Genomic DNA, 24852 nt, shown 5'->3' with positions numbered 1-24852 from the left:
CAGGGGCCTCGGGGGTCGCGGTCAACGGGCGCGGTTGTTCAGGAACCCGGCCCCGAGCCTGATCCCGGCGGGTCCGCGTTGCGCGGGCCGGGCTTGCAGCGCCCCTCGGGGGGGTGGCCCGCGTGGGGCCGGGCCGAATTATACGAATAATCAGGCTAGGAACCGATGACCTCCGATTAGGCACAAACCTATTGCCTTGCCCCGAGCCACTGTGAACGGTCATTCTTCCTGACGGCGCCGCTGAACGGCTCGAGTTCAGCGGGCGCGGGGGCATAAGTGCACCGTGACAGGGGACGGAGCATGAATTTCACAGAGACACAGGCGGAGGCGATCCGCCATCGCGAAGGTAATCTCCAACTGATTGCCTGCGCCGGCTCGGGCAAGACCGAGGTGGTCGCGCAGCGCGTCGTCAATTTATTGCGGCCGCGCGAAGCCGGAGGGGGCGACTGTGCTCCTTCTAACATCATCGCCTTTACCTTCACCGAGAAGGCCGCCGCCGAGCTCAAGGAACGCATCCACACCCGCTGCGGCGAGCAGCTTGGCACCGTGACCGGCCTGGCCGAGATGTACGTCGGCACCATTCACGGCTTCTGCCTCGACCTGCTCAAGACTGAAGTGCCGGAGTACATGAAGTACGAGGTCCTGAACGAGGTCCAGCAGGTCCTGTTCGTCGACCGTCACTCGAAGGCATCCGGGCTGACCGAGAGCACCACCCTTGACGGCACCCCGCTCAGGCGGTTCATCGATACCCGCAACTACACCGCCGCGCAGGCCATCCTGCGCGAGGACATGCCCGACCGCCCGCGCGAACTCGAGGGCAATTCGGTCGCCGCCGCCCTGCCCAAGTACGAAGACCTCCTGCACCAACGCGGCTACCTCGACTTCTCCGGCATCCTCAAGGCCGCCGTCGACCAGCTCCGCGGAAACGAGGGCTTGCGGGCCCGACTCGCCGCCCGCGTGCGCCATGTCATTGTCGATGAGTATCAGGATGTGAACCCTGTGCAGGAGGCCGTGGTCCGGGTCTTCCATGACCTCGGCGCCGCGATCTGCGTGGTCGGCGACGACGACCAGACCATCTACCAGTGGCGCGGCAGTGACGTTCAAAACATTCTGCAGTTCGCCAAACGCTACCCGGGCGTCCGCTCGATCCGCCTCGAGGAGAATTTCCGCTCCAGCGACGGCGTGATCGCCGTCGCCCGCGATTTCATCGGCACGGTGGTCGATCGTCTGCCCAAGGCGATGAAACCGGCCGATGCCCAGGCGTACGAGCCCGGTGACATCGTCGCGCTGTCGTTCGACCATCCGGCCGACGAGGCGGCCCATATCGCCCGCAGCTGCAGGGCCCTGCACGGGGTGGCCGTGCGGGACGACGGCCGCGAGCGCGGCATCGCCTGGTCCGACATGGCGATCCTGCTGCGTTCGGTTCGCCGCGACGGTGCCGCGATCCAAGCGGCTCTAAGTGACGCCGGCATCCCCTACATCATCACCGGCATGGACAACCTCTTCGAGAAGGAGGAGGTCGAAGCCGCCCGTCAGTTGTTCTATTTCCTCGCCCGCGAGGACGGGGTCACGGTGGAATCGGTCCGTGACGCGTGGCGCGCGGCGGACCTCGGCATCCGGCCTGCTGCGCTCGACGCCGCGCTCATCGCCGCGGCCCGAGCCCGCGACGACATGCAGCGCGCCGATATCGGCCAGTTCAAGGTCTACAACCTGCAGCGGCAGTTCATGGGTTTCCTCGAGCGCATCGAACTGCGAGAGGAAACCGTTCCGGGCGGTCGTGGTGAGGTGGTGTTCTACAATCTCGGGAAGTTCAGCCAGGCGATCTCCGACTTCGAGAGCATCCACTTCCGATCCGACCCGGTCGAGAAGTACAGCTCATTCGCCGGTTTCCTGCGCCACCACGCTGACAAGGTCTATCCGGAAGGTTGGCAGGACAGCGCCTACGCCTCGCCCGACGCGGTCCGCATCATGACCGTGCACCAGGCCAAGGGCCTGCAGTGGCCGGTGGTCTTCATCCCCCAGTTGGTCCGCAACCGGTTCCCGTCCAAGGGCGCGGGCGGCCGCACGCCCTGGCACCTGATCCCGGAACGCGCCTTCGGCAACGCCGCACGCTACAAGGGCGGACGCGATGACGAATCGCGGCTTTTCTATGTGGCGATGACCCGGGCGCAGAAGTTCCTGCACCTGACCTGGGCACCGACGCCCGGCAACCAGTTGACCAAGAACCCGTCAGACTTCTTCAATGACGTTCTGGCCTCGAAGTACGTCAAGCGCCGCGCGCCGGACTACTCGGCCCGCCCGCGCCTGCCGCCACAGCCACGCAGCGCGGTGGCCAACGTCACGCTGTCGTTTTCCGACCTCAAGTACTTCTTCGAATGTCCCTACCAGTTCAAGCTCCGCATCCTCTACGGGTTCAACGCCCCGCTGGATGAAGCGCTCGGCTACGGCAAGTCGCTGCACGACGCCTTGGCCGAGGTCCACGCGCGCGCCCTGCGCGGCGATACGATTGACCCGTCCGAGGCCGATGCGCTGGTCGACCGCCACCTTCGCGCACCGTACGCCTATCCGGCACTGCGCGAGCAGCTGGCCGGTGCGGCACGCAAAGTGATCGGCGCCTACCTCGTCCGCAACGCCGCCGCCTTCCGCAACCTCGAGTTCTCCGAGAAAGCAATCGAGATTGCGCTGGGTGACGGCATCTCGGTGGCCGGGCGCATCGACCTGGTGCGGCGGCTCGACACCGGCGAGGTCACCATCGTCGATCTCAAGTCCACCGATCGCGCCCAGGCCGAGGCCGTCACCGAAACCCAGCTCCACATCTATGCGCTCGGCTACCACGAACTCACCGGCCGCGACGCGGACTACGTGGAGATCTACGAACTGGACGAGCAGCGCCAGAAGCGCCGTTCGGTGGACGCAGACTTCATCGCCGACGTGCAGCGCGACGTCCGGCATGCTGCCGGATCCCTGCGCAGCAATGACCTACCCGCCAAGCCGCACGCCCGCAACTGCGGCGCATGCGACTACCGCCGCCTGTGCAGCGCGGCCCATCCCGAATCCTGAACTCGACACAGAAGCCAATCATGAAGCTGAAAGCCGCCATCCTGCAGGTCATGGGCAGAGACGAGATGAAGAGGGCCTGCGATGCACTGGATATCGATGGGGCCGATATGAGGTCCGTCGAATCGATGGGCGAAGCGCTCGCCAAAGCCAAGCGCGCCAAGCCGAAGGCCTTGATCGACATCCTTAGCGAAACTCAGGTCAAGGAAGTGGCTGAGCTGGTGGGCGTGGACCCAACGGGGCGCAAGAAAGCACTCATTAATCGGCTGCTTAACCCGGATCACGTCACTGAAGACGACACATCGGACAAAGCCCGCGCAGCCAAATCGCGGAGATCGTATGGAGTCCAGGAGGAGCCGTCCCGCACGCAACCAGCTGCCATTGGCGAAGGCTCCGCCCAGTACGTCCACCTCGTCGAGGCCGTGCAGCGTCCCGAAGCCGGGCTTCAGGACCAGTTCCAGACCCGCAGGCCGCCGAAGACCTACCGCTATGACAGCTCGCTGGACCCGGCCCTGTCGTGGGACGAACAGCCCGTGCGCGAACTCAGCGAATGGCTGATCGGCCTGATCGCCCGCACGGGCACCGAAGGCGAGAAGACCGTGTTCGCCGAGCCGCAGGAATGGAAGGGCGGCGGCGTGCGCGTCGCCTCACTGGCCGAAGCCGCGCAGCGGCTGCAGTCCCTGTCTCAGCCCTTCCTGAACTGGGCCGGCAAGGCCGAACGGCAGGAAATCCGCGTCCCCACCGTGCCGCTCTTCGTGCACGAACGGCATTCCACGAAGGCCATTCTCGACGGCATCCGTCACCGCAAGGCGCAGGGCCAGACCTTCGACCTGTTCGGCGGCGGCGGCATGGAGATCCACGAAAAGCTCGAGGCGTACGAGCACAAGGGGCCGTGGCAGAACCGCATGATCCTCGGCGACAGCCTGCAAGTCATGAACTCCCTGCTGGAGTTCGAGGGCATGGGGGGGCAGGTGCAGATGGTGTACATCGATCCGCCCTATGGAGTTCAGTATGGGTCCAATTTCCAGCCTTTCGTAAGAAACAGAAAGGTGAGCGCCGCCGACGATCAAGACCTAACACGCGAACCCGAGATGGTCAAAGCGTATCGCGATACATGGGAGCTCGGACTACACTCCTATCTTGCTTTTCTGCGTGACCGCGTTTTGCTTGCCCGCAACCTTGTGGCTGACACAGGAAGCATTTTCGTACAAATTTCTGACGCCAATCTTCACTATGTTCGGGCGATCTTGGACGAAATCTTCGGTCCGCAGAACTTCGTTGCTTGCATTAACTACAAGACGATGATGCCTTTGGAGTCGGGGCGCATTGAATCGGTCGTCGATTACATCTGCTGGTACGCTCGTGACAAGACGAGGATGAAATACCGCAATCTTTACGTCGAAAAGAAGGTTGGGGCGGGGTCTGAATTCGTTTTTGCTGACAATCCGGATGGAACGTATCGGCGATTGACGCGCGAAGAAGTCGATGACTTTGACGAAACTGCAGCAAACAATGCTGTTTTTAAGCGCTCCGACCTTACGTCTTCCGGCTACACAAAGTCCTGTATTTTTCCGATCGATTTCGACGGGGGCACATTCGAAACGTCCGGCGGAAAGAGCTGGCGGACTACCCGAGATGGAGTGAATCGCCTTAAGGCCAAGAACAGGCTGTTTGCTCTTGGTGGGCGACTCTACTACAAGCTCTATCTTCGAGATTTTGGGTTCACTTCTAGAACAAATCAGTGGGCGGATACCATCGAGAACACGGGTCGCTTATACGTGGTGCAAACCACCGCGGCCGTTATCGAACGGTGCATGTTGATGTGTACCGACCCCGGCGACCTTGTTCTTGATCCAACGTGTGGGAGTGGAACGACCGCATACGTAGCGGAGCGTTGGGCTCGTCGCTGGATTACAGTTGATGCCTCTAGGGTTCCGCTGGCCTTGGCTAGACAGCGTCTTCTGACAGCGACCTTCCCATACTACGAGCTTAAGTCTCCCAGCGCGGGACCATCAGGTGGCTTCGTTTACAAGCGCAAGCAGAACCGGAAGGGTGCGGAGGTCGGTGGGCTCGTGCCCCACATCACCCTGAAGTCGACTGCGAACGACGAGCCCCCGGCCATGGAGGTGCTGGTCGATCGGCCGGAGGAGATCAGCGGCGTGACGCGCGTCGCGGGCCCCTTCGTCGTCGAGGCAACGATCGCCCCCGCGCAGATGATTGACGCAGAGGACGGTGAGGGGCCGGCCTCTGGCCAGGAGTCCGCCTCGCACATCGACCGCATGACCGAAGTCCTGCGCCAGTCCAAGACCTTGCGTCTGCCCGGCAATCGCGAACTGGTGCTGTCCAGCATCCGTCGCACCGCGGACGCCGAGTACCTGCACGCCGAAGCCACTGACGGCGGCCACCGCGCGGCCGTGGTCTTCGGTCCCGCTGATGGCGCGATCTCCAGTTCGCTGGTCTACGAAGCCGGACGCGAGGCGCACTACCTGAAGTACGACCGCCTCTACTTCTTCGGCTTCGCCATCGAACCCGGCGCCCGCACCCTGATCGAGGACGAGAAAAAGCTGCGCCTGCCGGCCGCCTACGTCGCCGTCACCCCGGACGTCGCGATGTCCGACCTGCTCAAGACTACCCGCGCGTCCGAAATCTTCTCCATCACCGGCCTGCCGGATGTCGTGGCTCGCCCGGCCCGCCGAAAGGGTCCGGCCGGTGAGGTGCTCCACGAAGTGAAACTCAAGGGCCTCGACCTCTTCGACCCGTCCACCAGGCAGACCGAATCCATCGACGGCGCCGACGTGCCCTGCTGGATGCTCGACACCGACTACGACGGCCTTTGCTTCCGTGCCAGCCAGGTCTTCTTCCCCAAGACCGCCGCTTGGGACAACCTGCAGCGCTCCCTGCGCGCGGAGTTCGACCCCTCGGTCTGGGAACACTTGGCCGGCACCACCAGCGAACCCTTCCTGCTCGGCAAGCGCCGCCGCATCGCTGTCAAGGTGATCGACGAGCGCGGCAATGAGCTGCTACGCGTACTGGACGTGTCAGCGTGATGGTGCGTGTGCTCGCAGTCGACGCTGTGGCCTGTCTCGATGTCGGATCACCCGCCAAGGGCAATGTCGGCTGGGCGGTTCTCAGCGACGATCGGCGGCGGGCTGGCGGTGATCTGAGCGTCTTCGTCGGGCACGTCGTGGACCTGCTGGCCGCCGGCCAACGCGTAGCCGTCGGATTCGAATGCCCACTCTACGTGCCGAAACGAGCGGACATGTTCGCCATGTCCCGCCGGCGTGCCGGGGAGGAGCGTGTGAACTGGTGTGGCGGACCCGGCGCCTCGGTGCTGGCCATAGGATTGGCCCAAGTGAACTGGTGCCTCGCGCGTATCGCGGAGCGCGTGCCAACTGTCCGCGGCACGACCCGATGGGCCGAGCTGGTCCAAGGAAGCGCAAACCTCTTCTGCTGGGAGGCGTTCATCACCCGGCGGGCCGGCATCTGCGTGCAACTAGGCGATGCGGATGGCCTGTCGCCCCACGAACGCGACGCGCTGTGCGGGGCGATGGCGTTTGCGGCCGCCATCGCCGACGGATCAGTGCCGATGGGGGACTTCGCGCGCGAAGACGCCTTTTCCCTCGCCGGGCTCCACCTGCTGGAAACCGGGCTGTCTGACGACATAACCCTGCTGTCGGAACCCTGTTTGGTTCTGAAGGTGAGAAAGCCGACATGAGCCGGATCAACACAGTTGCCAACCCGATCATCAACTCGCCCTACGCGGCGCCAGCTCATCACTGGCACATCGCCGAGGGTAAGCCGCCGGAGAAGCGTTCTGGACGGCGCCTTGCCAGTTACTTCCTGCGCGTTCCCGAGTCCGCAGCGCGTGGGCGACGGGCCGAGGGTGTGCGGGACTTCTTCGAGGAGGACCTCAAGGGCCAGGAGTACCTGCTCGACCTCGCCAATCTGCTGCGGCAGCGCGTGCAGGAATGGAGGGACCGCGGTTACGCCGGCGCCACCCGCGTGACCCGCGAGCTGATCGACACCTGGCGTCACCCCGACCGCGTGCACCCGCTGTTCTTCGCCCAGCTAGAGGCGGTGGAAACCGCGATTTTCCTCGTCGAGGGACCGGCGGATCTGCGGCAGGGCGTCCATGTCCCGATGGACGAGCCCGGCGAGGATTCACGCAGCCAAGGCTATCGCGCCTTCCAGCGTTACGCGCTGAAGATGGCCACGGGCAGCGGCAAGACCACGGTGATGGGGATGCTCGCCGCGTGGTCGATCCTGAACAAGGTCGCCGACCCACAGGCGGCGGCGTACTCGGACACGGTCCTGATCATCTGTCCCAACATCACCATCCGGGACCGTCTGCAGGAACTCAAGCCCGAACGCGACGACCTGTCGCTCTACCGCACCCGGGAACTGGTGCCCGTGCACCTGATGCCGGACCTGCGGCGCGGCGAGGTCTTCATCACCAACTGGCACAACCTCGAGCGGCGCGAACTGACCGACGTGAACGGGCAGTCGGCCAAGGTGGTGAAGCGCGGTGTCCCGGTCGAATCAGATCGGGTCATCAAGCCAGGCCCCAAGCTGTCCGTGGCGGACATCGAGCAACAGGCGACGGTGGGGAAGTTCACGATCCTGCGCATCGACCGTGACCGCCAAGAAAGGCCCAGGGCTTACACCGTCCGCGAGACACGATACTTCGAGAGCGATGCTGCTTTCCTTCGGCGCATCCTCGGCGGCCGTAAGGGGCGGAGCTCCGCCGTCTTGGTAATGAACGACGAAGCGCACCACGCCTACCGGCGCGGCGCGGCCCCTGCGACTGGGGACGACGATGAGGAGTCCAAGGCCAATGCACGCGAGGCGACGGTCTGGATCGAGGGCCTTGACCGAATCAACAAGGCGCTCGGCGGCCGAAGCAACGGCATCCGCCTCTGCGTAGACCTGTCCGCCACACCGTTCTACATCCAGGGTAGCGGCAACGAGGTCGGCAAGCCCTTCCCCTGGATCGTGTCCGACTTCAGCTTGCTGGAAGCCATCGAGGCCGGGCTGGTCAAGGTGCCGCAACTGCCGACCGACGAGTCTGGCGGAACCGAGGTGCCGCCCTACTTCAACATCTGGCGCTGGGTGGAGCAGAAGGCGCGCGGGGAAGGCCTGATCGGGCCCGTGACCGTCACCGAGGTGATGCGTTGGGCCGCACAGCCGATCATGACCTTGGCGCAGAACTGGCGCGAGACCGAGGCGATCTGGAATCAGCGGTTCAAAGACGGCAACCGCCGCCATGACGTGCCGCCGGTTTTCATCATCGTCTGCAAGGACACGACGATCGCCAAAGCCATGCATGCCTGGCTGGCCGACGGTGACCCGCAGTACGGCGCGGGCGTACCGGAGTTCCGCAACCGGCCGGGCCGCGAGTACACGGTCCGCATCGACAGCAAGGTCGGAGAAGACATCGCAGCTGGCGGGAGCGAAGACGAGACGCGCCGACTGCGCTTCGTGTTGGAAACCGTGGGGCGCGTTGAATGGCCGGGTGGCCACGTGCCGGACGAATACGCAGCGCTGATCGAGAAGGTCAATCGGAAGCTCGAAGAGGAAGATCGGTCAGCCGAGCGCATCGATCCGATGGTTCCGCCGGGACGCAGGATCCGGTGCATCATTTCCGTGTCAATGCTTTCCGAAGGTTGGGATGCCACGACGGTTACGCACGTTGTCGGATTGCGCCCCTTCGGATCGCAGCTGCTTTGCGAGCAGGTCGTTGGCCGTGCATTGCGGCGAACGTCATACACTGTGGATCAGGAAACGAAACTGTTTACCGAGGAGACGGCGCAGATCTTCGGCGTTCCCTTCGAGCTGATTCCGTTCAAGGTCGAAGGTGGTAAGCCCGCGCCGCCCACGCCGCCTGCCAATCACGTGTACGCGGACTCGGCCAAGTCCGAGTACGAGATCGAATTTCCGGTCGTCGATGGCTATCAGGACCCGGGAATCTTCAAGGTCGGCGTCGACTGGAACCACGTGGGAGAACTCGTCATGGATCCGGAACAGGTTCCGGATGCGACGCTCCTCATGGGGCTGACGACGGCTGACGGCCGCTTGTTGGCCTTTGGCCCAGGAAGCCCGGTGCTGGTCAGTCTCGAAGCTTGGCGAGCCAACGTCAGGCCGCAGCAGGTCGCGTTCGAGCTGGCCAGCGCACTTGTCCATCGGTGGATGGAAGACAGAGGTCCCGCAATTCCAGCTCATCGACTCTTCCCGCAGATGCTGGCTGTGTCGCAACGCTTCATGGAGGAGCACGTCACGCCGGTAGGTAGTCGCAAACTACAGGATCTCGCAATTAACCCCTATTTCGGCAAAGCGCTCACCATGCTGACGCACGCCATGGATATCGTTGATGAGTCCGGGCAGAGCAAGGAGCGCGCGATCATTCCAAGTGGGGCTGCGGGCATCCGAAGCACTGCGCATATCAACTTCTACACCGGCAAAGAGCTTCACGAAGCCACCAAGTCGCACACGAACGCTTCAGTTTTCGACTCCGAGTGGGAGAGAGAGGCCGCGTTGCTTCTCGACGCGCACGAGGGAGTCGAGGCTTGGGTGAAAAACGTCAGGCTAGGACTTTCGATTCCCTACCGGGATAACCAAGGTGGCGCCCGGAGGTACATTCCGGATTTCATCGTCCGATTGGTCGACGGCAGACTGTTGATCATCGAAATCAAGGGCCAGCTTGGCGAGGCGCATCTAAAGAAAGCTGCGGCTGAGCGCTGGTGCCGGGGCGTAAATAACGACGGGCGATTTGGTACGTGGTCGTACCACCTTTGCCTGCATCGCACCGCGATCGGTAAGCTACTGGAAGACCTCTCGCCGACGGTCACGGAACCACACTTGCGGCTCTCTTGAAATTCGTCTGGGGTTGCCGGTTAATTTACGGGGCTTCACCGGATCTGGTGGGTCACCGGACCGGAACTTGAGCCGGTCGCGGATATAAGTCCAGCCCGCCGGGGTGGAAAAGAATCGCGTTGCGGAAGCGCTCCCGGCTGCGGAACCCGCAGGCACGCTGCTTGGACGAGTTGCAAGCATTGCGGTCCACACCAGGTGAAGCGTGCTCTGCGCGCCCCTGTCAGGCCGGCGACATCAAAGTGCTCAGTGCTCCGAAACCTCAAAGCCCGCGCAGGTTACGGCTGTCCCGACAACGATCAAGAGTGATTTCGCCCTGCTCATGCCGACATAGAGCAGCTCCTCGCTATGCGTCAAATCGATGGTGTCCAGACCCCAAAGAATCACAATCGGAGACTCGAGTCCTTTGAAGCGCTGAATCGTGTCGATCAGGACGGTGTTGTTGGTGCGAATGCCTTCCTCCAGCCAAGTCGCGGGCTTCGGTAGGGGTAGCCGCCTCAAGGCTGCGTAGTAATCGGCTTTGCGCAGCGCATCGGCAATCAATACAGTGATATCTCCTGCAGAAACTCCTTGGCGAGCGACGAGGTCAATGATCCGTGCATTGATCTTAGCGGCCTGGGCATCACGCCCGGGCGACGCGTCGAACTGCAATTCGTCCCCTTCGATATCAGGAGGGCTGACTGGTAACCCCTTGTAGTGCTTGTACGCAGCCACATGAATCGGCGCGGTATTCCTGCAGTTGTTTGTCAGCGTGAACGGCTCTTCGCGTATCGGGAAGGTGCCAGCGCGCGCGTAAACATTCTGGTTGTCATCGTAGAAGACGTATAGCGGCGCGCTTTCGTAGTCCGACAGCATGAGTTCAAGCGGGACCCAGAACTCTTCACGGAAATCCTGGCCCTCGTCACAAACGATTGCGTCATAACGATCGGGAAGGACCTCCAGAGAATACGCAAATGCGTTGGGAAGCTGTACGTCGTAGAGACCCTTGCCGGGGTACGTCACCTTCGCCTCTGCAACAAGATCTCGGCCCGAGACGTGATTGGCCTTTTCGACCTGTCCATAGCAAAGCTGATGGAAGCTCATTACGTCCAGGTTGCTCGTACCAGCGCACGTGCTCGACAAGTGATCGGCCAACTGCCTGTTGTAGCAAGTGAGCAATGTCTTGAAACCCTCTGAGGCGAGGCGGCGGGCCTTCTCAAGCGCCAAGACGGTCTTGCCTGTACCCGCACCACCGCTGACTGCGGCTCTTCGATGTGAGCGCAAGAAGTCAAGAACTCGCATCTGGTCTTTCGTGAGCACCAGTCTGCGCGCCTCCTGATCGGCAAGCCGCGACGCGACCAGCGGAGCGACGACAAAGGATCTCGCAAACACTTCGCGGACTACGTCGATTCCACGGCGTCCTATCGGTGTAAAGCTTCCGGCGTCGCTACCCCAGTAGTCAAAGACTCGATCGATCCACGACTTCGGGTCTTGAAGAGACCTGGCAGAGCCAATCAAGGCTCCGGGCATGTCCGGTCGACTCAGTGCATTGGTGTCGCCCACGTCGGGGAAGAAGACTGTGTGGCCTCGAAGCACATTCCCGAGACCAAGGTCCCGCCACCGTGGGTGCTCGTTCAGCTTTGAGCGAATCGAGTACTTGGCCTTTAGCGCCTGGCTAATCGGGTTGTTAATGGGGTGCTTCTGCTGATGGCGGTCTACAGAAAACCAATCACCGGTGCTCGCATCAAATCCGACGCCGCCGCCTTTTACTTCAATGCAGAGATAGCCGTGGTCGGGATGGCAAACCAAGAAGTCCGTTTCCCCATCCTTCGCTTGCTCTTCCTCTCGTCGCAGTATCCACCCGACCTGAAAAAAGACGACGTAATCCTGTGGAAGCTTGTTCCTCAGAGCCCGATATACCTTCGCCTCGGCCTGTGATGGCAGCTCATTGAGCTGCGCTTCAGAAAGCTCAGGAATCATTGTCGACATTGAGATCTTCCAGAATACGCATGCGGTGCAAGTTCAAAGTCACATGTGGGGTCGCCTGCGACTTACCATCAAACAGGATCGTAAGCAACTTGGTATTGCCACGAGTGACCACATCTCGAATTTCTCCACATCCCATGTCCTGATGCTGTATCCGTGCGCCGGGGATGAATAGTGCAGAAGGGTCTGCTCGCTCTTCTGTTACCGCGTCCCGCCAGTTGCCGTCGAACATGAAGGCAGTAACTTGGGTTGCCGGGCTTCGAATGGGATGCACGCGAATGTGCTCTGGGTCAGAAACGAATTCGACGACATACAACCAGTAGCGGTCTCCGTAGTCTTGAGCATTGCTGAACTGGAGCCGTGATAGACCGACCCCGGTTTGGTTCCACTCTCCATTGACGCCCTTCACTTCGATAAACCGGTCTTCGCCAGTAACGGGGTTGCGGCTGATGATGTCGTATCCAGGGTGGGTTTGCGCCATCTGTTCCGGCACGCGACCGCGCTCCTTTTCATAGGCACATACCGCCTCGCGAGCCACAACCTCGACCGCCAAGTTGTGCGCGGAGGGGTCGTCCTGATCGCAAGTGTCCGAAGACTCCTCTTGCCTTTGCCGAACATAGGAAAGCAGGCGTCGGTCCCATTGTTCCTTGTGCTTGGGGCGGGGTTTCTTCGCGCGTCGCTCGCCTGCACCGGAGCCCTTGTTGCTGCCGCCGCCAGTTTCCGAGCCATCGCGTCCAGTAACACCACGGCGTGGGCCGCCAGATTCCCCCTCACGCCCAGGTTGCTCTGTTGCCTCTCCTCCCGTTGAGGGCTCTGACGTATCGCGTTGCAGCTTTCCATGGGGAGTGCCAGGAGCGCCGTCGGTCTGTTCGCCAGAATCGTCGACGGAGGTAGATGCTGCCCCGGTTTCCTCGTGGTCGTCTGGCTCCGCTGTGCCGCCCATCTCATCGAGGTCCGGCGACGTCAGGTCTTCCGTGTTCCCGTTCCCAGTCTCTACATCTAAATAGGGAATACCAGCATCACTCAATTCGCGATGAGCGTATTCCACCGCCATCCCCATGAGAGGACGAACGCTTAGCGTCAGCTTTGAGATTTCGCTGCCTGATTCCTCTGGCATCAGTTGGTGGAACAACGCATTGAGGACGTGTGCCCAACTCCGATCGCCCACTGGGCGGGCGAGAATCAAGCGCCCATTCTCGATGTCGTAGAACGCCTGCGCCGGTGTTGGAGGCGCGAATGCCTGATCCCCTCCAACATGGACAGACGCATGGATACGGACAATGTCGTGGCTGACGGCCGTCAACGTCGAAAGAGCGCTCCGAATCTTCTTTCTAACAGTTGTCGGTTTGTCATGAAGCAAACGGGCGAGGATGTCCATCCTGTCCATCAGCTTTTCGGCGAGCTGGGTTTCGTCGACCTGCGGGCCATCGACGAATTCAAGTGCAACCTGCGCACTCTCACTCAGCCTTCTGACACCGACTTCTTCCACGAATGGCCAAAGTTCAGGAACGGGCTTGCACAAGGCTTGGTCGAGTTCCCCGCCAAAGAATCCGGCATGCCACTCGCTATCCTGGAGCAGGACTTCGTCCGGATGAGTGAGCTGGGCCCGTAGGTTCAAGATCGCTGGAGCCTGCTGCAGACGCTGCAGGTCCGATGGTGTCAGCTCCTCATTTTCATGGGCGGTAGCAACGCTGGTCAGGCAGACGTCATAGACCGCGCGGTCTGGACCTGTCAGCGGCTTGGACTGCTCGAAGTATTCGCCAACGATATCGAGCAGAATGTCGACGAAATCCCGACCTTCCGGCGCATTCTTCACTCCAATGGCATCAAAAAGCGGCCTAAACGACTCGTAGTTGCCCGGAATGGTGTACGCGTAGCGCCCAAGTTGCTGTGGCACCCAGTACAGCTGGTTGGGACGGACGAATGCCTTCTGGCTTTCGACATAAATGCATCGCGAGCCAGCGAGAGTCGCAATGAGCGGATCTGATCGTTGTGCGCGCTCGTTCAACACCTGATACGTCGAGACATGGGGCTGCACGCCCGATGCGATGCAATGCTGCAAATGGTCGATGACCAGCCGAGTTTCCGGGTTGATGGAAATACCCAGTTCTTCCAGTAGCTCTGTTTTCAGGCGTACCGTGTTCCTGAAGTCCAGAATATTGGCCTGTGAGCGGAATGCGTCGGCACGGTAAGGTGCGTACAAGGAGTCGGCTGAGTGCCACTCTTCCGTGTCCCCGTCGGCAGGGAAACACGCCGCCTCTCGAAGGTCATCCAGGGCATCCTGAAAGGCTCTTCTCTCTTTCCACTCATCGTAGTTGTCGCAGAGGACGTAAAAGGCCTCGCTGCTTGCACGCTTCGTATCTTCGCTTGGCAGGTATTTCTCGGCGATGAACAGCATCCGATCGACCAGGTGTCTGGCAATCGGTGATCGTCGGATGCCAAGGCTGTCGATGAATGTATGCACTGATCGCGTATTCGGAATGCGGCCGGCATCCAGCCAGTGCTGGGGCGCGTCTCCGAGAACCCTGACGAGCTCTTCAGTGCGGCGGTACGTGTTGACTGGGCGCGACCAGCCTCCATCCTGCGTAGGCACGATCGGAAGCGATCCCAGCAACCGACGTATGTCATCCTCGTCCACCAAATGCGGGTGATTGGCGAGCTCGCTAATCAGCCGTTTGTACTTGCTTGCATCCAGAGGGCCGTCGTTATCAAAAAACGTTGGCAACACGGTCTGTACAAACGCCTGGATCGTTTGTGTCTGCACGCCCAGTTTGCTCGTCAGGAGAACTCTGGCTGATTCTGTAAGGACAGAGTCGTCGAGCAAGTCGGCCTGACCGGTGGGATCTGTGAAGTTGCCCGGCAAAAGCGCTTGGGTGGCTTTGACGAGGCCGCGGCTTGAGTGCCATATGGGGAGGTCGCGCAGTTGCTCATAAACTGTCTTCTCGACGGCGCTTTGGTGGTCCAAAGCAGCAAACAACGAGTAGAGCTCGCGCAGCTCCTTCGGGGCAATGGCGATGACATCTTCAACTGGTTCGGTTTTGCACATCTCGCTGATGTGAGAAGCCACTGCGCCGAGATGGAGCTGCTTTATCAGTCGGGTGATTCTCGGAAATCCTTCGAGAAGGCTGGAGGCAATCGCGAGTCTCGGCAGCAATGCCGCAATACGACCTGCGTCCAGCCCGGCAGGCGCCGTGTAGGACTGGTTGATTGTTACCGCGAAAAGATCCTCGGTGACGACAAAGGGCAATGCCAACAGTCGTTGCACCGCTGGATTCGTGCTGGGGTTGCTCGCTCCCGCATCTGGAAGAAGGTCGTTGATGATGCTCCAGAGAGGGCGGTGAAAATGTTCCAGTCTTTCCTGGTCGACTTCCGTTGCTCCCGCCACCTGTTTTGCCATTGCTGATTCCATCAGCACAACGAGCCGTTCAAGCGTCAGAATCGGCGCGCCTAACTGGTTCATCGCCGTTTGGAATGGGCGCAGCTCCTCAGCAACGAGCCTGCCGCCCACCTCGAGCAATGCCTTAGCCTGATGTTCATTCAGGTTAGTGCGGGGAATAAATACGCTGCTGGGTTGCTGAAGGCTGCCGTCCTGTGCCTCCGCAATCTGTGCTTGTGTCGCAGTTACCTTCAGGCGCTCCCAGAACCGCTTGAAGCAAGCGGGGTGTCCCACCGGCTTGGAGGAGAGGTCGTATGCTCGACCGAGGATCTGCCACAACTGGACGGGACCGAGCATTTGCAGGAGGCCTTCGGGGTCCCTGGCCAGCTCGGTGGCGGCGGCGTCGATGAGCATCTCATTCCACGCCTGCTCGTGTTGATGCCCGGCAAAGATCACCGCTTTGCGATCAGACTCGGGGAAAAAGTCCGCGTTGAGGTGTAGAGGAAGCCCGGTGGACTGTTCGGTGGGTAAGAACGCGTAGAGCAGCCCCTCTGTCAGTGGTTCGGGATCAATTCGCAGACCAATGCTGATATTGGTGCTTCGATGAAGCGTCTCCAGCCGAGGGTGTGTCGCATAGAGGCGCTGGGCAGCCTCCGCTGCGTCGGCGCGAAGAATGTGCCATTGCTCAATGTCACCACTGGGCCTGAAACTGACTATGAGGTCCGAGCCTTCGCTTCTGTCCAGATCGCAGGCCAGCAGGAGTTGGCCATTCCGGCGTATCTCAGCCTTCCGAACGTGGCGAAGAAACAGCAGGCTCTTGCGAAGAACGGTCTGGAAATCCTCGGCCAGCTGATCGATGTGGGTGGGGCTGACGTGGGAGATTCCAAGCGCGAGGCGCGCCTCAGTGTTGGGATCGCTCGCCCAGGGCAGAAAGAAAGACGTTCCATCTGGCTCTTCGAATGCCTCGATGAACCATTGCCCCCGCTCGGGGTAAAGCGCCAGCTTGATGCCGGAAGAGCGGATCTCAGGATGGTCCGTCACCTGATAGGTGGACACGAAGCCGATACCAAAGCGACCGATATTCTCGCCGCGCGATAGCTTCCCGCCGCTGCCGACATCCGTGATGCGGTGGTAGTCGCACTTGTAGTTGCCCTCGGAGAGAAATGCGCACGGCTTGTCCAAGTCGCCGCAGTAAGTGAACTGGCCGCTGTTGCGCACCAGCAAACCACTGTCCGTGATGTCGAATACGATTTCCTCGGCTTTCGCGTCATCCGCATTCTGGATGAGCTCCAGCGCCATCACGTCGTAGCCCTGCAGCCCGGCGAGGTGGCTTCGGATGTTGCCAAGGAGGTTGGCCGTGTACGAGCCGCTTAACCTGGATTGGGCTGGCTGATCCATTCGAGCTCCGGGTTTGTTAGTTGCCTGGATTTCGCGCTTTTGCTAATGGGTTCGTCGACCGGTGTCAACGCCGATCCAAATCTGACCCACTTAGCCCCGCTGCCACCGATTCAAATCTGACCCACCCCGGCGCTCATGCTCCGTTTGCCGCTCGCACCGTCCCCGCCTTGCGCTTGTCCTTGAGCCGATAGCTGTCGCCGGTGATCTGCACGATGTGGGCGTGGTGCAGAAGGCGGTCCAGCAGTGCGGCCGTCAGCGTCGCGTCGTCCGCCAGCGCGGTTGCCCACTGCGGGAACGGCAGGTTGCTGGTCAGGATCATGCTTCCGCGCTCGTAGCGTTTGGCGACGACGTTGAAGAACAGGCTGGCCTGCTCGCGCCCGAACGGCAAGTAGCCCAGTTCGTCGATCACCAGTAGCCGCGGACCGATCACGGCGCGGTTGAAGTAATCGCGCAGACGGCCCTGTCCGTGCGCCGATGCCAGTTGCAGCATCAGATCCGCGGCAGACAGGAAGCGGACCTTGATGCCGGCCTGGATCGCGCGCATCGCCAGGGCGATGGCCAGGTGCGTCTTGCCTACACCCGACGGGCCGAGCAGCACGACGTTCTCGGCCCGTTCGATGAACGCCAGCGATGCCAGTTCGGTGATCTGCGGCTTGGAGACGCCCGCCGCGAACCGAAGTCGAACGCTTCCACCGTCTTCGGCGCCGGCAGTGTCGCCAGCTTCTGCAGGGTCTGGCGTGTGCGCTCGACACGCGCGGCCGCCTCGGCCTGCAGGACCTGTTCCAGGAACTCGCCGTAACTCGTTTCCGTCGCGACGGCCCGCTGCGCCAAGGCCGGCCACTGGCTCGCGATCGCCGGCAGTCGCAGTTGCTCGCACAGCGCCTGCACCCGCTCGTGGTGCAGGTTCATGCGTGGGCTCCCAGCAGCTCGCCGTACACCGACAGCGGGTGCTGCAGCGACACGAATGGCGGTACGCGATCGGGCAAGGGGCGGCCGCTTGCGGGTCCGGCTTCAACACCGGCAGCGGCTGCAGGTGTTGCCGCTCGAGCAGCAGCCGATCGCGCGGACGTTCGCGGGTTCCGGCGTGGATCCGTTCGTTCGCGACGTCGTCGAGCCAGCGACGGACCTCGCGATTGGCGGTCTGGATGTCGAGCACCAGGCCGCCACTACGCAGCGTCGCCGACAGCGGTACCACGAAGCTGCCTTTCAGGTAGCCGTTGAAGCGTTCGACCTTGCCCTTGGTGCGTGCCCGGTACGGCCGGCAGACCCGCGGAACGAAAGCCCAGCGTTCCGCCAGCTGCACCATCTGCGGGTTCCAGCGGTGCCGTCCCGGGCCGTACACGTCACGCTCCAGCAGGACCGGCTTGGCGTTGTCGAACAGCACGTTCCGCGGCACGCCGCCGAAGTTGTCGAAGGCGCCGACCAGCCCCGCCTCCCAGGCCGGATAGCTTTCGTCGTCGCCGAAGCGCACGAACGTCGAGCGGCTGAAGCCGAGCGTCGCGACGAAGGCCACGAGCCGGTCGCGTCCGCGCCGGATCGTCGTGAAGTCCGCCTGCATCTGTTCGCCCGGTGCCGTCTCGAAGCGGAGCACCGGCTCCGCGGGCCCGCGCCGCAGCGGCGCCATGAACGCCTTCAACTGGCTGATGCCGCCGTCGTAACCGCGCTTGGCGAGCTCACGCAACAGCACCGTCGCAGGAATGACGTCCGGGCTGGCGGCCGCCAGACGCGAGCGCACGTAGTCCTCATGCGGCGACAGCTTCGTCGTGCCCTTCGCCCGTTCGGGATAACGCGACTCCGCCCCGCGCAGGTAGCGCCGCACCGTGTTGCGCGACAGCCCCAGCTCCCTTGCGATCTCCCGCACACCCTTGCCCTGCCGGGCCAGAACCTTGATCTCCACCGCTTCCTCCTAGGTCAACATCCAGGCGGCCTCCAGAAGGCCGCCATCCTCGCCCGGAGTGGGTCAGTTTTCGATCGGCGGGGTGGGTCAGTTTTCCATCGGCGCTAACACCTCAACGAAACCTGGTTCACTTCGATCGACCATGCCAAAAGCTTCGATCTCGGCTTGGCGCCGGGATTACAACGAGGAGCGGCCACACAGCGCAATCGGGAATCGCACACCTGCCGAGTTCTCTGCCGCGCTGCGACAGGACGGCATCCTTGTCAACAAACCCGCGGGCGGTAAGCTCGCAATCCAGGACTCTACGAAGTAAGGACTGGCCCTAAGAACGGGGGCAGGTCAACAGGATAGTTGTCGCCCCGATAGAACCCTTAATCTCGGCGGCGATGAAGAAGGGACGCAGTGGCTCGATAGGGAAAGACATTGAAGGAATTGGCGCCGGAAGAACGCCTTGATACGCTCCGGCAGGCAGACGACCGATAACGGCACGACGAATCTGGGGGGTTGAAACATGGCAAAGAAGGGCGTGTTTTGCATCGAGGGCGAGTGGTCCAAGAGTTTCAGTCACCAAGATTCTGTGCGCCCACTCGTGGAGTTTCTAACTGCTGGGGACGATCTGCGTCCTGCGATATACCGTCGGGCGGCCAGTGCCGACGCATTTATATGGTACTTGGGTAGGTGGTTGGAGACGACGCACTACGACATCGGCTTTCTCACCTTCCACGGAACCAAGGGTAAAATTGAGCTAGGCAGGGACGTCGTGTCGCTGAATGAATTGGCCGACCTGCTTTCCGGGAAATGCGAAGGTCGCCACATCCTGCTCTCGTGCTGTCAAACTCTTAAGGTGACTAAAGAAGAGTTGGCGGAACTCCGAGTAGTCTCAAAGGCGCGATCGGTGAGTGGCTACACCAAAAGCCCTGATTTCGTGGAGGGAAGCGCCTTCGACCTAATGGTTCTGACTCGGCTGCTTTACCACGACCGCCCGGCCCGCGCAGAAGAGTGGCTGCAGAAAAATTGCGCAGGGCTCGTCCAGAACTACGGGTTCGTCATGGACTATCGGACTCGTCGATGACTTTGCTGATCGGCCGGCGAATGACGGACGTTATTCGCTTGCCGAACCCATGCAACCACCACTGCAGTACCCAGGTATCTACCACCGTCGCCGCGATCCGGTACGAATCCCCAAGATCTTTGACCGTCTGATCGTCCGACAGTCGCATCTCCAGCAGATGCGCCCCGGCCTCCTTGTCGATGGTGAAGGAAAGCCGAACCATCCGTCCGCGGCCGAAGGCGAACAGGCCCTCGTCGTGGCAGCGATCGAGATCGAATCCGGCCGGCCGCTGGAAGCCAAGCGTGGTAGGGCGTGCCACGCGCATCCGGTGCAGTGCGAGGAGGCGTTCGTCATCGTGGCCGTCGAACCGGCAGACCAGGTAAAGCGCCGGCTCGAGCTGGACCAGACCGAGCGGCATCACCTGCGCCTGCCACTGCTCGCCGACGGCGTTGCGGTAGTCGACCTCGAGCAGTTTGTTGTCGTAGAGCGCATGGCAGACCGCTTCGAACACCTCCGGGTCGACCGGCGGCGGCAGCAGGTGCTGGGCGCGGCTTACGACGCGCACCTTGCTGAGCCACTCGCGTTCGCGCGAACCGGGCTTCGCGCCCAGGTTGATGCGCGCCTGCTCGAACAATGCGGACAGCGAGTCCTTCAGCGACGGCGGCAGCAGCGGATGCAGCTGCCGCCAGGCCAGGTGCAGCAGCAGGGATTCCTGCGCGCCTAGCTTGGGCGCGGCGAAGAAGTCGGCATCGCGCTTGAAGCGGTAGCCGTGGGGCCGGCTGCGGGTGTCGCGCTCCAGCTGGAGCAGATCCTGCAGCTGGTCGAGGGTGCGCTGGATCGAGCGCACGTCGCGCTTCATGCCGGCGGCCTCGAGATGTTTCCGCAGCTCGGGCGCGCTCGTCCAGCCCGTCCGCGGGATGCGCTTGAGCAGCTCGAGCACGAGCCGCGCCGTTTCCTGCGTTCCTTCCCGCTTGCCTCGCATGGTCCCCCGGGCGCCCCTGTGCCGGCTTCAGTGCACGAAGCCGATCCGCCGTTTCCCCTGCTCCTTCAATCCGCAGTCGGCCTGCAGCCGCGCGACCAGGTCGGCGGCGTCCGCGAGCGGAGCGATCCGATGATGCCGCAGCACCGCCGCGAAGTCTCCCGGGGTCAGCGCGTCCATCCGCGCGGCCGCTGCCTCGTCGGCGGGCCGCGGCGGCGCCAGTTCCAGCGCGGCACAATGCCGGCGCAGCATGACGACGGTCTGGTCGGGGCGCAGGAAGTCGAAGTGCAGCTTGGCGTCGAAGCGGCGCAGCGCCGCCTGGTCCAGCCCGTCGACCAGGTTGGTGGAGGCGATGAACAGGCCGGGGAAGCGCTCCATCCGGGTCAGCATCTCGTTCACCAGCGTCACCTCCCAGGAGCGGTGCGCGCCGCGGCGGTCGCGCAGGAAGCCGTCGACCTCGTCGATCAGCAGCAGGGCGCCCTCGGCCTCCGCCTCGCGGAAGGCGGCGGCGATGGCCTTCTCGGTTTCGCCTACGAAACATCCCAGCAGGTCGGAGCCGCGCTTGACGTGCAGCGGCATGCCGAGGCGGTCGGCCAGCCAGCGCGCGAACGCGGTCTTGCCGGTGCCCGGCGGGCCGTACAGGCAGAGGCGGCCGGCACGCCGGCGTTCCAGGCCCTGCGCCAGCGCCGCCATGTCGACTTCCGTGTTGAGGAAGGCCAGGTCGTAGGCGCCCGGCGCCAGCAGCGGGTCGGCGTCCGGCAACTGCGCGTCGATCGCTTCGAGGGCGCGACCGACCACCCGCTGCAGGGCGGCGTCCGGATCCGGAAGTTCGCCGGCCACCGCGCGTACCACCGAGGCCGCGCGCACCAGAGTCGCCGGCGACAGGGCCTCTGCGGCGGCGAGGCGCGCCAGGCTCGTTTCGCCCGCGAGGTCGCCGCAGGCGTGTTCGGCGATGCGTCGGCGCTGCCGCTGCGGCGGAATCGGCAGTTCCAGGACCAGGTCGAAGCGGCGCAGGAAGGCGCGGTCGACACCGGCCAGCGTGTTCGCCAGCCACAGGGTCGGCACGGTGCCGCCCTCGAGCGTGCGGTTCATCCAGCCCTTGCGCGCTTGCGCCGCGCTGCGCCGCTCGCCACTTTCGGCGAACACGTCCTCGACCTCGTCGAACAGCAGCAGCGCGCGTCGCTTCGACAGCAGGGTCTGGGCGCAGCTGAACGCGCGCAGGCGCTTGTCGCCGCCGATCGGATCGCCGTCGTCGTCCTCGGTGCTCACCTCGAACAGTGGCGCGCCCAGGTCATGCGCCAGCAGCCGCGCCAGCTGGGTCTTGCCGGTGCCCGGCGGCCCGTGCAGGAACACGTTGACGCCGGTGCGGCCGGTGGCGAGCGCATGGCGCAGGTAGGGGCGCAGCACCGCGAGGTCGTCCTGCAGGTGTTCGTAATCGGCGAAGCCCAGTTCCGGCGCCGGCGCACTGCCGACGGTGCCGCGCAACAGGTCCAGCGGTTCGGCCGGCGTCCGGAGCACGTGGTCGGCGAAGGCCGGCGACAGCAGGTCGAGCTTGTGCCGCAGCGTGCTGTAGCCGCCGCGGTCCAGGGTCACGAGCCCGGCACGGGCGAGCAGGCCTTTGCGGCCGAGGGTGGCCGCGAGCCGCCGCTGCGGAATGTCCAGCACCCCCGACAGCACCCGCAGCAGCTGCGTGGTGTTCAGCAGCGCCAGCCACTCCGAGACCGTTTCGAGCAGCGGCTCCTCGTGCAGCATCACGGTGAAGCCGAGCACCGCGCGGTCGTCGTCGTCCAGTTCCAGCAGCCCCGCCAGCCGCGCCAGGTTCTTCGCCAGGGTCGCCGGCGGCTGCACCTTGCCGCGCGCCGCCGCATCCTCGGCGGCGGCGTGCGCGCGGCGCAGGCGGGCGAGCAGGACGTGCTTCGGCGGCGAGCCGGCGTCCTCGTCGTCGTAGCCGGCCGCGATCTCGCGCTCGCCCGCCTCGAGCAGGCCAAGCGAAAGGGCCACGGCCTCGTCCTCGATGCCGTCGCGGAGAAAGGCGCGATGGGCGCCGAGCGGCACCAGCATCCGCAGCATCCACAGCCGCACGAGCGGCGAGAGGCGGGTGGTGAGGGTGCTGCGGTGGCGGTGGCGCATGGGTCGTCTCCGGTGGGTGGAGACGAGTGTCCGGACCGTCAGGACGTCATGTGTCGTATGGCGACTCCGGCACCAACGGGGTCATCCGTTCGGTTTCAGCCAGATTTCCTCGAAGAGCTGCTTCTCCCTGCTGTACATCACTTCGATGTCGTCCGGCAGGCGGGCGGGTTTCGGCTCCTCGTCGTCATTGAGCAAGCGGTCCCGCTCGAGGTGCGCGTCCCACCAGGAACTGCAGACGGAAGGCACCGCTCCGCCTGCCTCCAGCAATCGCCAGAGCGATGCGCAAAGCAGCGTCGCGGCGAGGTTGCCGTTGCTGTAGCCGCGTTGATAACGGGGCTGCGAGACGAGCCAGTCGATTTCCTCGCGCTCGCGCAGTGGCGATGCTTGCGCTGCTGACGCATCGGATTGCCACCGCATCAGGACGGGGGCCGGCACCAATCCTTGGTTCTCCAACGCGGTGATCGTCGCGAGGAGCATCGTGCGAAAGGGTTCGGCGTACAGCGCACGTACCCGCGCCGCGATCCAGTTCTCGTCCGGCACACTGCTGAAGCAAGGCATAGGAAGTCTCCGCTGACGATGACTCGCCGCAGTATCCCGCGCCGGCCGGCGGCTCAGGCGGGAAGCTGCCGCAGGTGCAGCGCGTTCCCTCGGCGGGTACGATCGTTCCCATAATCGGAACGAGGATTCCCGATATGGGAACGCCAGTGCCTTCGGACGCCGCGCCTTTGTCCACCGCGGACGTCCTGTTCACCCCGGTCCAGCAGCGCGTCCTCGGCCTGGTGTTCGGCCAGCCCGATCGCCGTTTCCAGAGCGCGGAACTTATCCGCCTCGCAGGCGCAGGTACGGGCGCCGCGCACCGCCTGCTGATGCGCCTCGAAGGTGCCGGGCTCGTCGCCGTAGAGCGGGTCGGCAACCAGAAGTTCTATCGCGCGAACGAGAAGTCACCGATCTATCCGGAGCTGGTCGGATTGATCACGAAGACGGTCGGCCTCGCGCAGCCACTGCGGGCGGCACTCGCGCCGCTCGACGACCGCATTCGTGCGGCTTTCGTATTCGGATCGATCGCGAAGGGCGGCGAGCGCGCCGGAAGCGACGTCGACCTGATGGTGATTTCCGACGGCGTGTCCTACGCCGATCTGTACGCTGCACTGACCGGCGTCGAAAGCGTGCTCGCGCGGCCGGTCAACCCCAAGGTGATGAAGCCCGACGAATGGCAACACCGACGCCACGAGGCCGACAACTTCATCTCCCGCATCGCGGACCAGCCCAGGCTGTTCGTGATCGGCTCGGACGATGACCTCGGCTGAACTCGAGAACCTGGTGCGCAACGGCCAGCTCAAGCGCGAGCCGCCGACCGCACGCGAGCAGGCCGGCCTGCTTGGCTCGGCCGACGCGCGATTGGCCGACGCCGCGAACGAGACCCTCAGCTTCGACAGCCGGTTCGATCTCGCCTGCAACGCGGCGCACGCGATCGCGTTGTATGCGCTGCGCCGGACAGGCTACCGTTCCGACCATCGCTATCTGGTGTTCCAGTTGCTGCCGCGCACGGCCGCTTCGCCACCTGAAATCTGGCGCATTCTCTCGGCGGCGCACGACCGACGGAACCTTGCCGAGTACGAGGGGCATATCGATCCCGACGACCAGTTCCTTGTCGACCTGCTGGAAGCGACGCGCCGGCTGCGTGACGCCGTCGCCGCGCTGGACTGACGCAGGCATCGCGACCGGGCCCGCCTCGCCGGGCGCCGCCCCCGCGCAAGGCGCGTCGCCCGGCGGGGCGAAGCCCGCGGCGGCTTCAGCGTTCCGTATATCGCGCGAGCAGGCGTTCCCGCAGCGGCTCGACCATCTCCCGCCCCCGCAACCCCTCCCGCCACCTCCCCGGAATCCCCTGCACCCCATACCGCATCCCCGCGATCCCGCCCGCCACGCACGCGGTCGTGTCGGTGTCGTGCCCAAACCCGATCGCCCGCCGCACGCAGGCCTCGTAGCCGTCGGTCGACTCGACGGCGTGGATCGCCGACCACAGGGTGTCGATGACGAAGCCGGTGCCGCGCGCGTCGTCGGCGTTGCCGGCGTGCAGCGCACCAGCATCCGCAGCATCCACAGCTGCACGACTCGCGAGCGGCGGTTGTCGA

At 63.4% G+C, this 24852-nt stretch carries 13 protein-coding genes, 3 pseudogenes and 1 riboswitch; of the genes and pseudogenes, 8 read left to right on the top strand and 8 right to left on the bottom strand.

Going from position 1 to position 24852, the window contains the following annotated elements:
• Positions 1-19 precede the first annotated feature (19 nt).
• Positions 20-113: riboswitch (S-adenosyl-L-homocysteine riboswitch) on the bottom strand.
• Between the two features lie 187 nt (positions 114-300).
• Genes K311_RS0108140 through K311_RS0108125 form a run of 4 tightly spaced genes read left to right on the top strand, consistent with a single transcriptional unit; the run spans position 301 to position 9927 of the window.
• Positions 301-3060: an ATP-dependent helicase gene (locus K311_RS0108140; RefSeq protein ID WP_026816894.1), complete on the top strand. Its 2760-nt coding sequence runs from the start codon at positions 301-303 to the stop codon at positions 3058-3060.
• A gap of 20 nt (positions 3061-3080) precedes the next feature.
• Positions 3081-6104 (top strand): site-specific DNA-methyltransferase, encoded by a 3024-nt coding sequence (locus K311_RS0108135; RefSeq protein WP_211223638.1) that lies wholly within the window; start codon positions 3081-3083, stop codon positions 6102-6104.
• The gene (locus K311_RS0108130) at positions 6104-6772 is read left to right on the top strand and encodes a hypothetical protein (RefSeq protein ID WP_026816892.1); all 669 of its coding nucleotides are present in this window, start codon (positions 6104-6106) and stop codon (positions 6770-6772) included. Before K311_RS0108135 ends, K311_RS0108130 begins: the two co-directional genes overlap by 1 nt.
• On the top strand, positions 6769-9927 hold the full coding sequence (locus K311_RS0108125) for a BPTD_3080 family restriction endonuclease (protein ID WP_026816891.1): 3159 nt from the start codon (positions 6769-6771) through the stop codon (positions 9925-9927). The genes K311_RS0108130 and K311_RS0108125 overlap by 4 nt, the downstream gene beginning before the upstream one ends.
• 243 nt (positions 9928-10170) lie before the next feature.
• Here the strand turns inward: K311_RS0108125 and K311_RS0108120 are convergent, their stop codons facing one another.
• From K311_RS0108120 to istA, 4 genes and pseudogenes are all read right to left on the bottom strand, one after another.
• Entirely contained in the window at positions 10171-11892 is a 1722-nt protein-coding gene (locus K311_RS0108120; protein ID WP_026816890.1) for a DEAD/DEAH box helicase, read from the bottom strand.
• Positions 11873-16663, bottom strand: a complete 4791-nt coding sequence (locus tag K311_RS18135) for a protein NO VEIN domain-containing protein (RefSeq protein WP_081683355.1) — start codon at positions 16661-16663, stop codon at positions 11873-11875. The genes K311_RS0108120 and K311_RS18135 overlap by 20 nt, the downstream gene beginning before the upstream one ends.
• A 133-nt stretch (positions 16664-16796) precedes the next feature.
• Positions 16797-17572 (bottom strand): annotated as a pseudogene (istB, locus tag K311_RS18130) (IS21-like element helper ATPase IstB).
• Positions 17569-18560: pseudogene (istA, locus tag K311_RS16065) on the bottom strand (IS21 family transposase). Before istA ends, istB begins: the two co-directional pseudogenes overlap by 4 nt.
• A gap of 111 nt (positions 18561-18671) precedes the next feature.
• On the opposite strand from istA, the pseudogene K311_RS18125 reads away from it, so the two are divergent.
• Together K311_RS18125 and K311_RS18380 are read left to right on the top strand one after the other, a co-directional pair.
• Positions 18672-18873, top strand: a pseudogene (locus K311_RS18125) (integrase core domain-containing protein); the annotation flags it as partial.
• Positions 18874-19071: 198 nt separating this feature from the next.
• Positions 19072-19632: a DUF6642 family protein gene (locus K311_RS18380; protein ID WP_154659492.1), complete on the top strand. Its 561-nt coding sequence runs from the start codon at positions 19072-19074 to the stop codon at positions 19630-19632.
• Here the strand turns inward: K311_RS18380 and K311_RS0108100 are convergent.
• The 3 genes from K311_RS0108100 to K311_RS0108090 all read right to left on the bottom strand — a co-directional run bounded on the left by K311_RS0108100 (position 19607) and on the right by K311_RS0108090 (position 23278).
• The gene (locus tag K311_RS0108100; protein WP_245570642.1) at positions 19607-20551 is read right to left on the bottom strand and encodes a helix-turn-helix transcriptional regulator; all 945 of its coding nucleotides are present in this window, start codon (positions 20549-20551) and stop codon (positions 19607-19609) included. The genes K311_RS18380 and K311_RS0108100 overlap by 26 nt on opposite strands.
• Positions 20552-20620: 69 nt before the next feature.
• Positions 20621-22720, bottom strand: a complete 2100-nt coding sequence (locus K311_RS0108095; RefSeq protein WP_026816886.1) for an AAA family ATPase — start codon at positions 22718-22720, stop codon at positions 20621-20623.
• A gap of 81 nt (positions 22721-22801) precedes the next feature.
• A complete protein-coding gene (locus K311_RS0108090; protein WP_026816885.1) occupies positions 22802-23278 on the bottom strand; it encodes a hypothetical protein in 477 nt (158 codons plus the stop codon).
• 134 nt (positions 23279-23412) lie between these two features.
• Between K311_RS0108090 and K311_RS0108085 the strand changes: the two genes are divergently transcribed.
• Entirely contained in the window at positions 23413-24027 is a 615-nt protein-coding gene (locus tag K311_RS0108085) for a nucleotidyltransferase domain-containing protein (RefSeq protein WP_051239760.1), read from the top strand.
• Positions 24014-24427, top strand: a complete 414-nt coding sequence (locus tag K311_RS0108080; protein WP_026816883.1) for a hypothetical protein — start codon at positions 24014-24016, stop codon at positions 24425-24427. The genes K311_RS0108085 and K311_RS0108080 overlap by 14 nt, the downstream gene beginning before the upstream one ends.
• Before the next feature lie 85 nt (positions 24428-24512).
• Here the strand turns inward: K311_RS0108080 and K311_RS0108075 are convergent, their stop codons facing one another.
• A complete protein-coding gene (locus tag K311_RS0108075; RefSeq protein WP_026816882.1) occupies positions 24513-24821 on the bottom strand; it encodes an ADP-ribosylglycohydrolase family protein in 309 nt (102 codons plus the stop codon).
• Between the last annotated feature and the right edge of the window lie 31 nt (positions 24822-24852).

The organism is Arenimonas composti TR7-09 = DSM 18010 (assembly GCF_000426365.1).
Classification (GTDB): domain Bacteria; phylum Pseudomonadota; class Gammaproteobacteria; order Xanthomonadales; family Xanthomonadaceae; genus Arenimonas; species Arenimonas composti.
This window is presented reverse-complemented; position numbering and strand designations above follow the sequence as displayed.

Coding starts and splice junctions, on each gene's coding strand:
- K311_RS0108125 (WP_026816891.1), top strand. CDS start 6,769: ATGAGCCGGATCAACACAGTTGCCAACCCGATCATCAACTCGCCCTAC.
- K311_RS0108080 (WP_026816883.1), top strand. CDS start 24,014: ATGACCTCGGCTGAACTCGAGAACCTGGTGCGCAACGGCCAGCTCAAG.
- K311_RS0108135 (WP_211223638.1), top strand. CDS start 3,081: ATGAAGCTGAAAGCCGCCATCCTGCAGGTCATGGGCAGAGACGAGATG.
- K311_RS18380 (WP_154659492.1), top strand. CDS start 19,072: ATGGCAAAGAAGGGCGTGTTTTGCATCGAGGGCGAGTGGTCCAAGAGT.
- K311_RS18135 (WP_081683355.1), bottom strand. CDS start 16,663: ATGGATCAGCCAGCCCAATCCAGGTTAAGCGGCTCGTACACGGCCAAC.
- K311_RS0108120 (WP_026816890.1), bottom strand. CDS start 11,892: ATGTCGACAATGATTCCTGAGCTTTCTGAAGCGCAGCTCAATGAGCTG.
- K311_RS0108095 (WP_026816886.1), bottom strand. CDS start 22,720: ATGCGCCACCGCCACCGCAGCACCCTCACCACCCGCCTCTCGCCGCTC.
- K311_RS0108090 (WP_026816885.1), bottom strand. CDS start 23,278: ATGCCTTGCTTCAGCAGTGTGCCGGACGAGAACTGGATCGCGGCGCGG.
- K311_RS0108130 (WP_026816892.1), top strand. CDS start 6,104: ATGGTGCGTGTGCTCGCAGTCGACGCTGTGGCCTGTCTCGATGTCGGA.
- K311_RS0108085 (WP_051239760.1), top strand. CDS start 23,413: ATGGGAACGCCAGTGCCTTCGGACGCCGCGCCTTTGTCCACCGCGGAC.
- K311_RS0108140 (WP_026816894.1), top strand. CDS start 301: ATGAATTTCACAGAGACACAGGCGGAGGCGATCCGCCATCGCGAAGGT.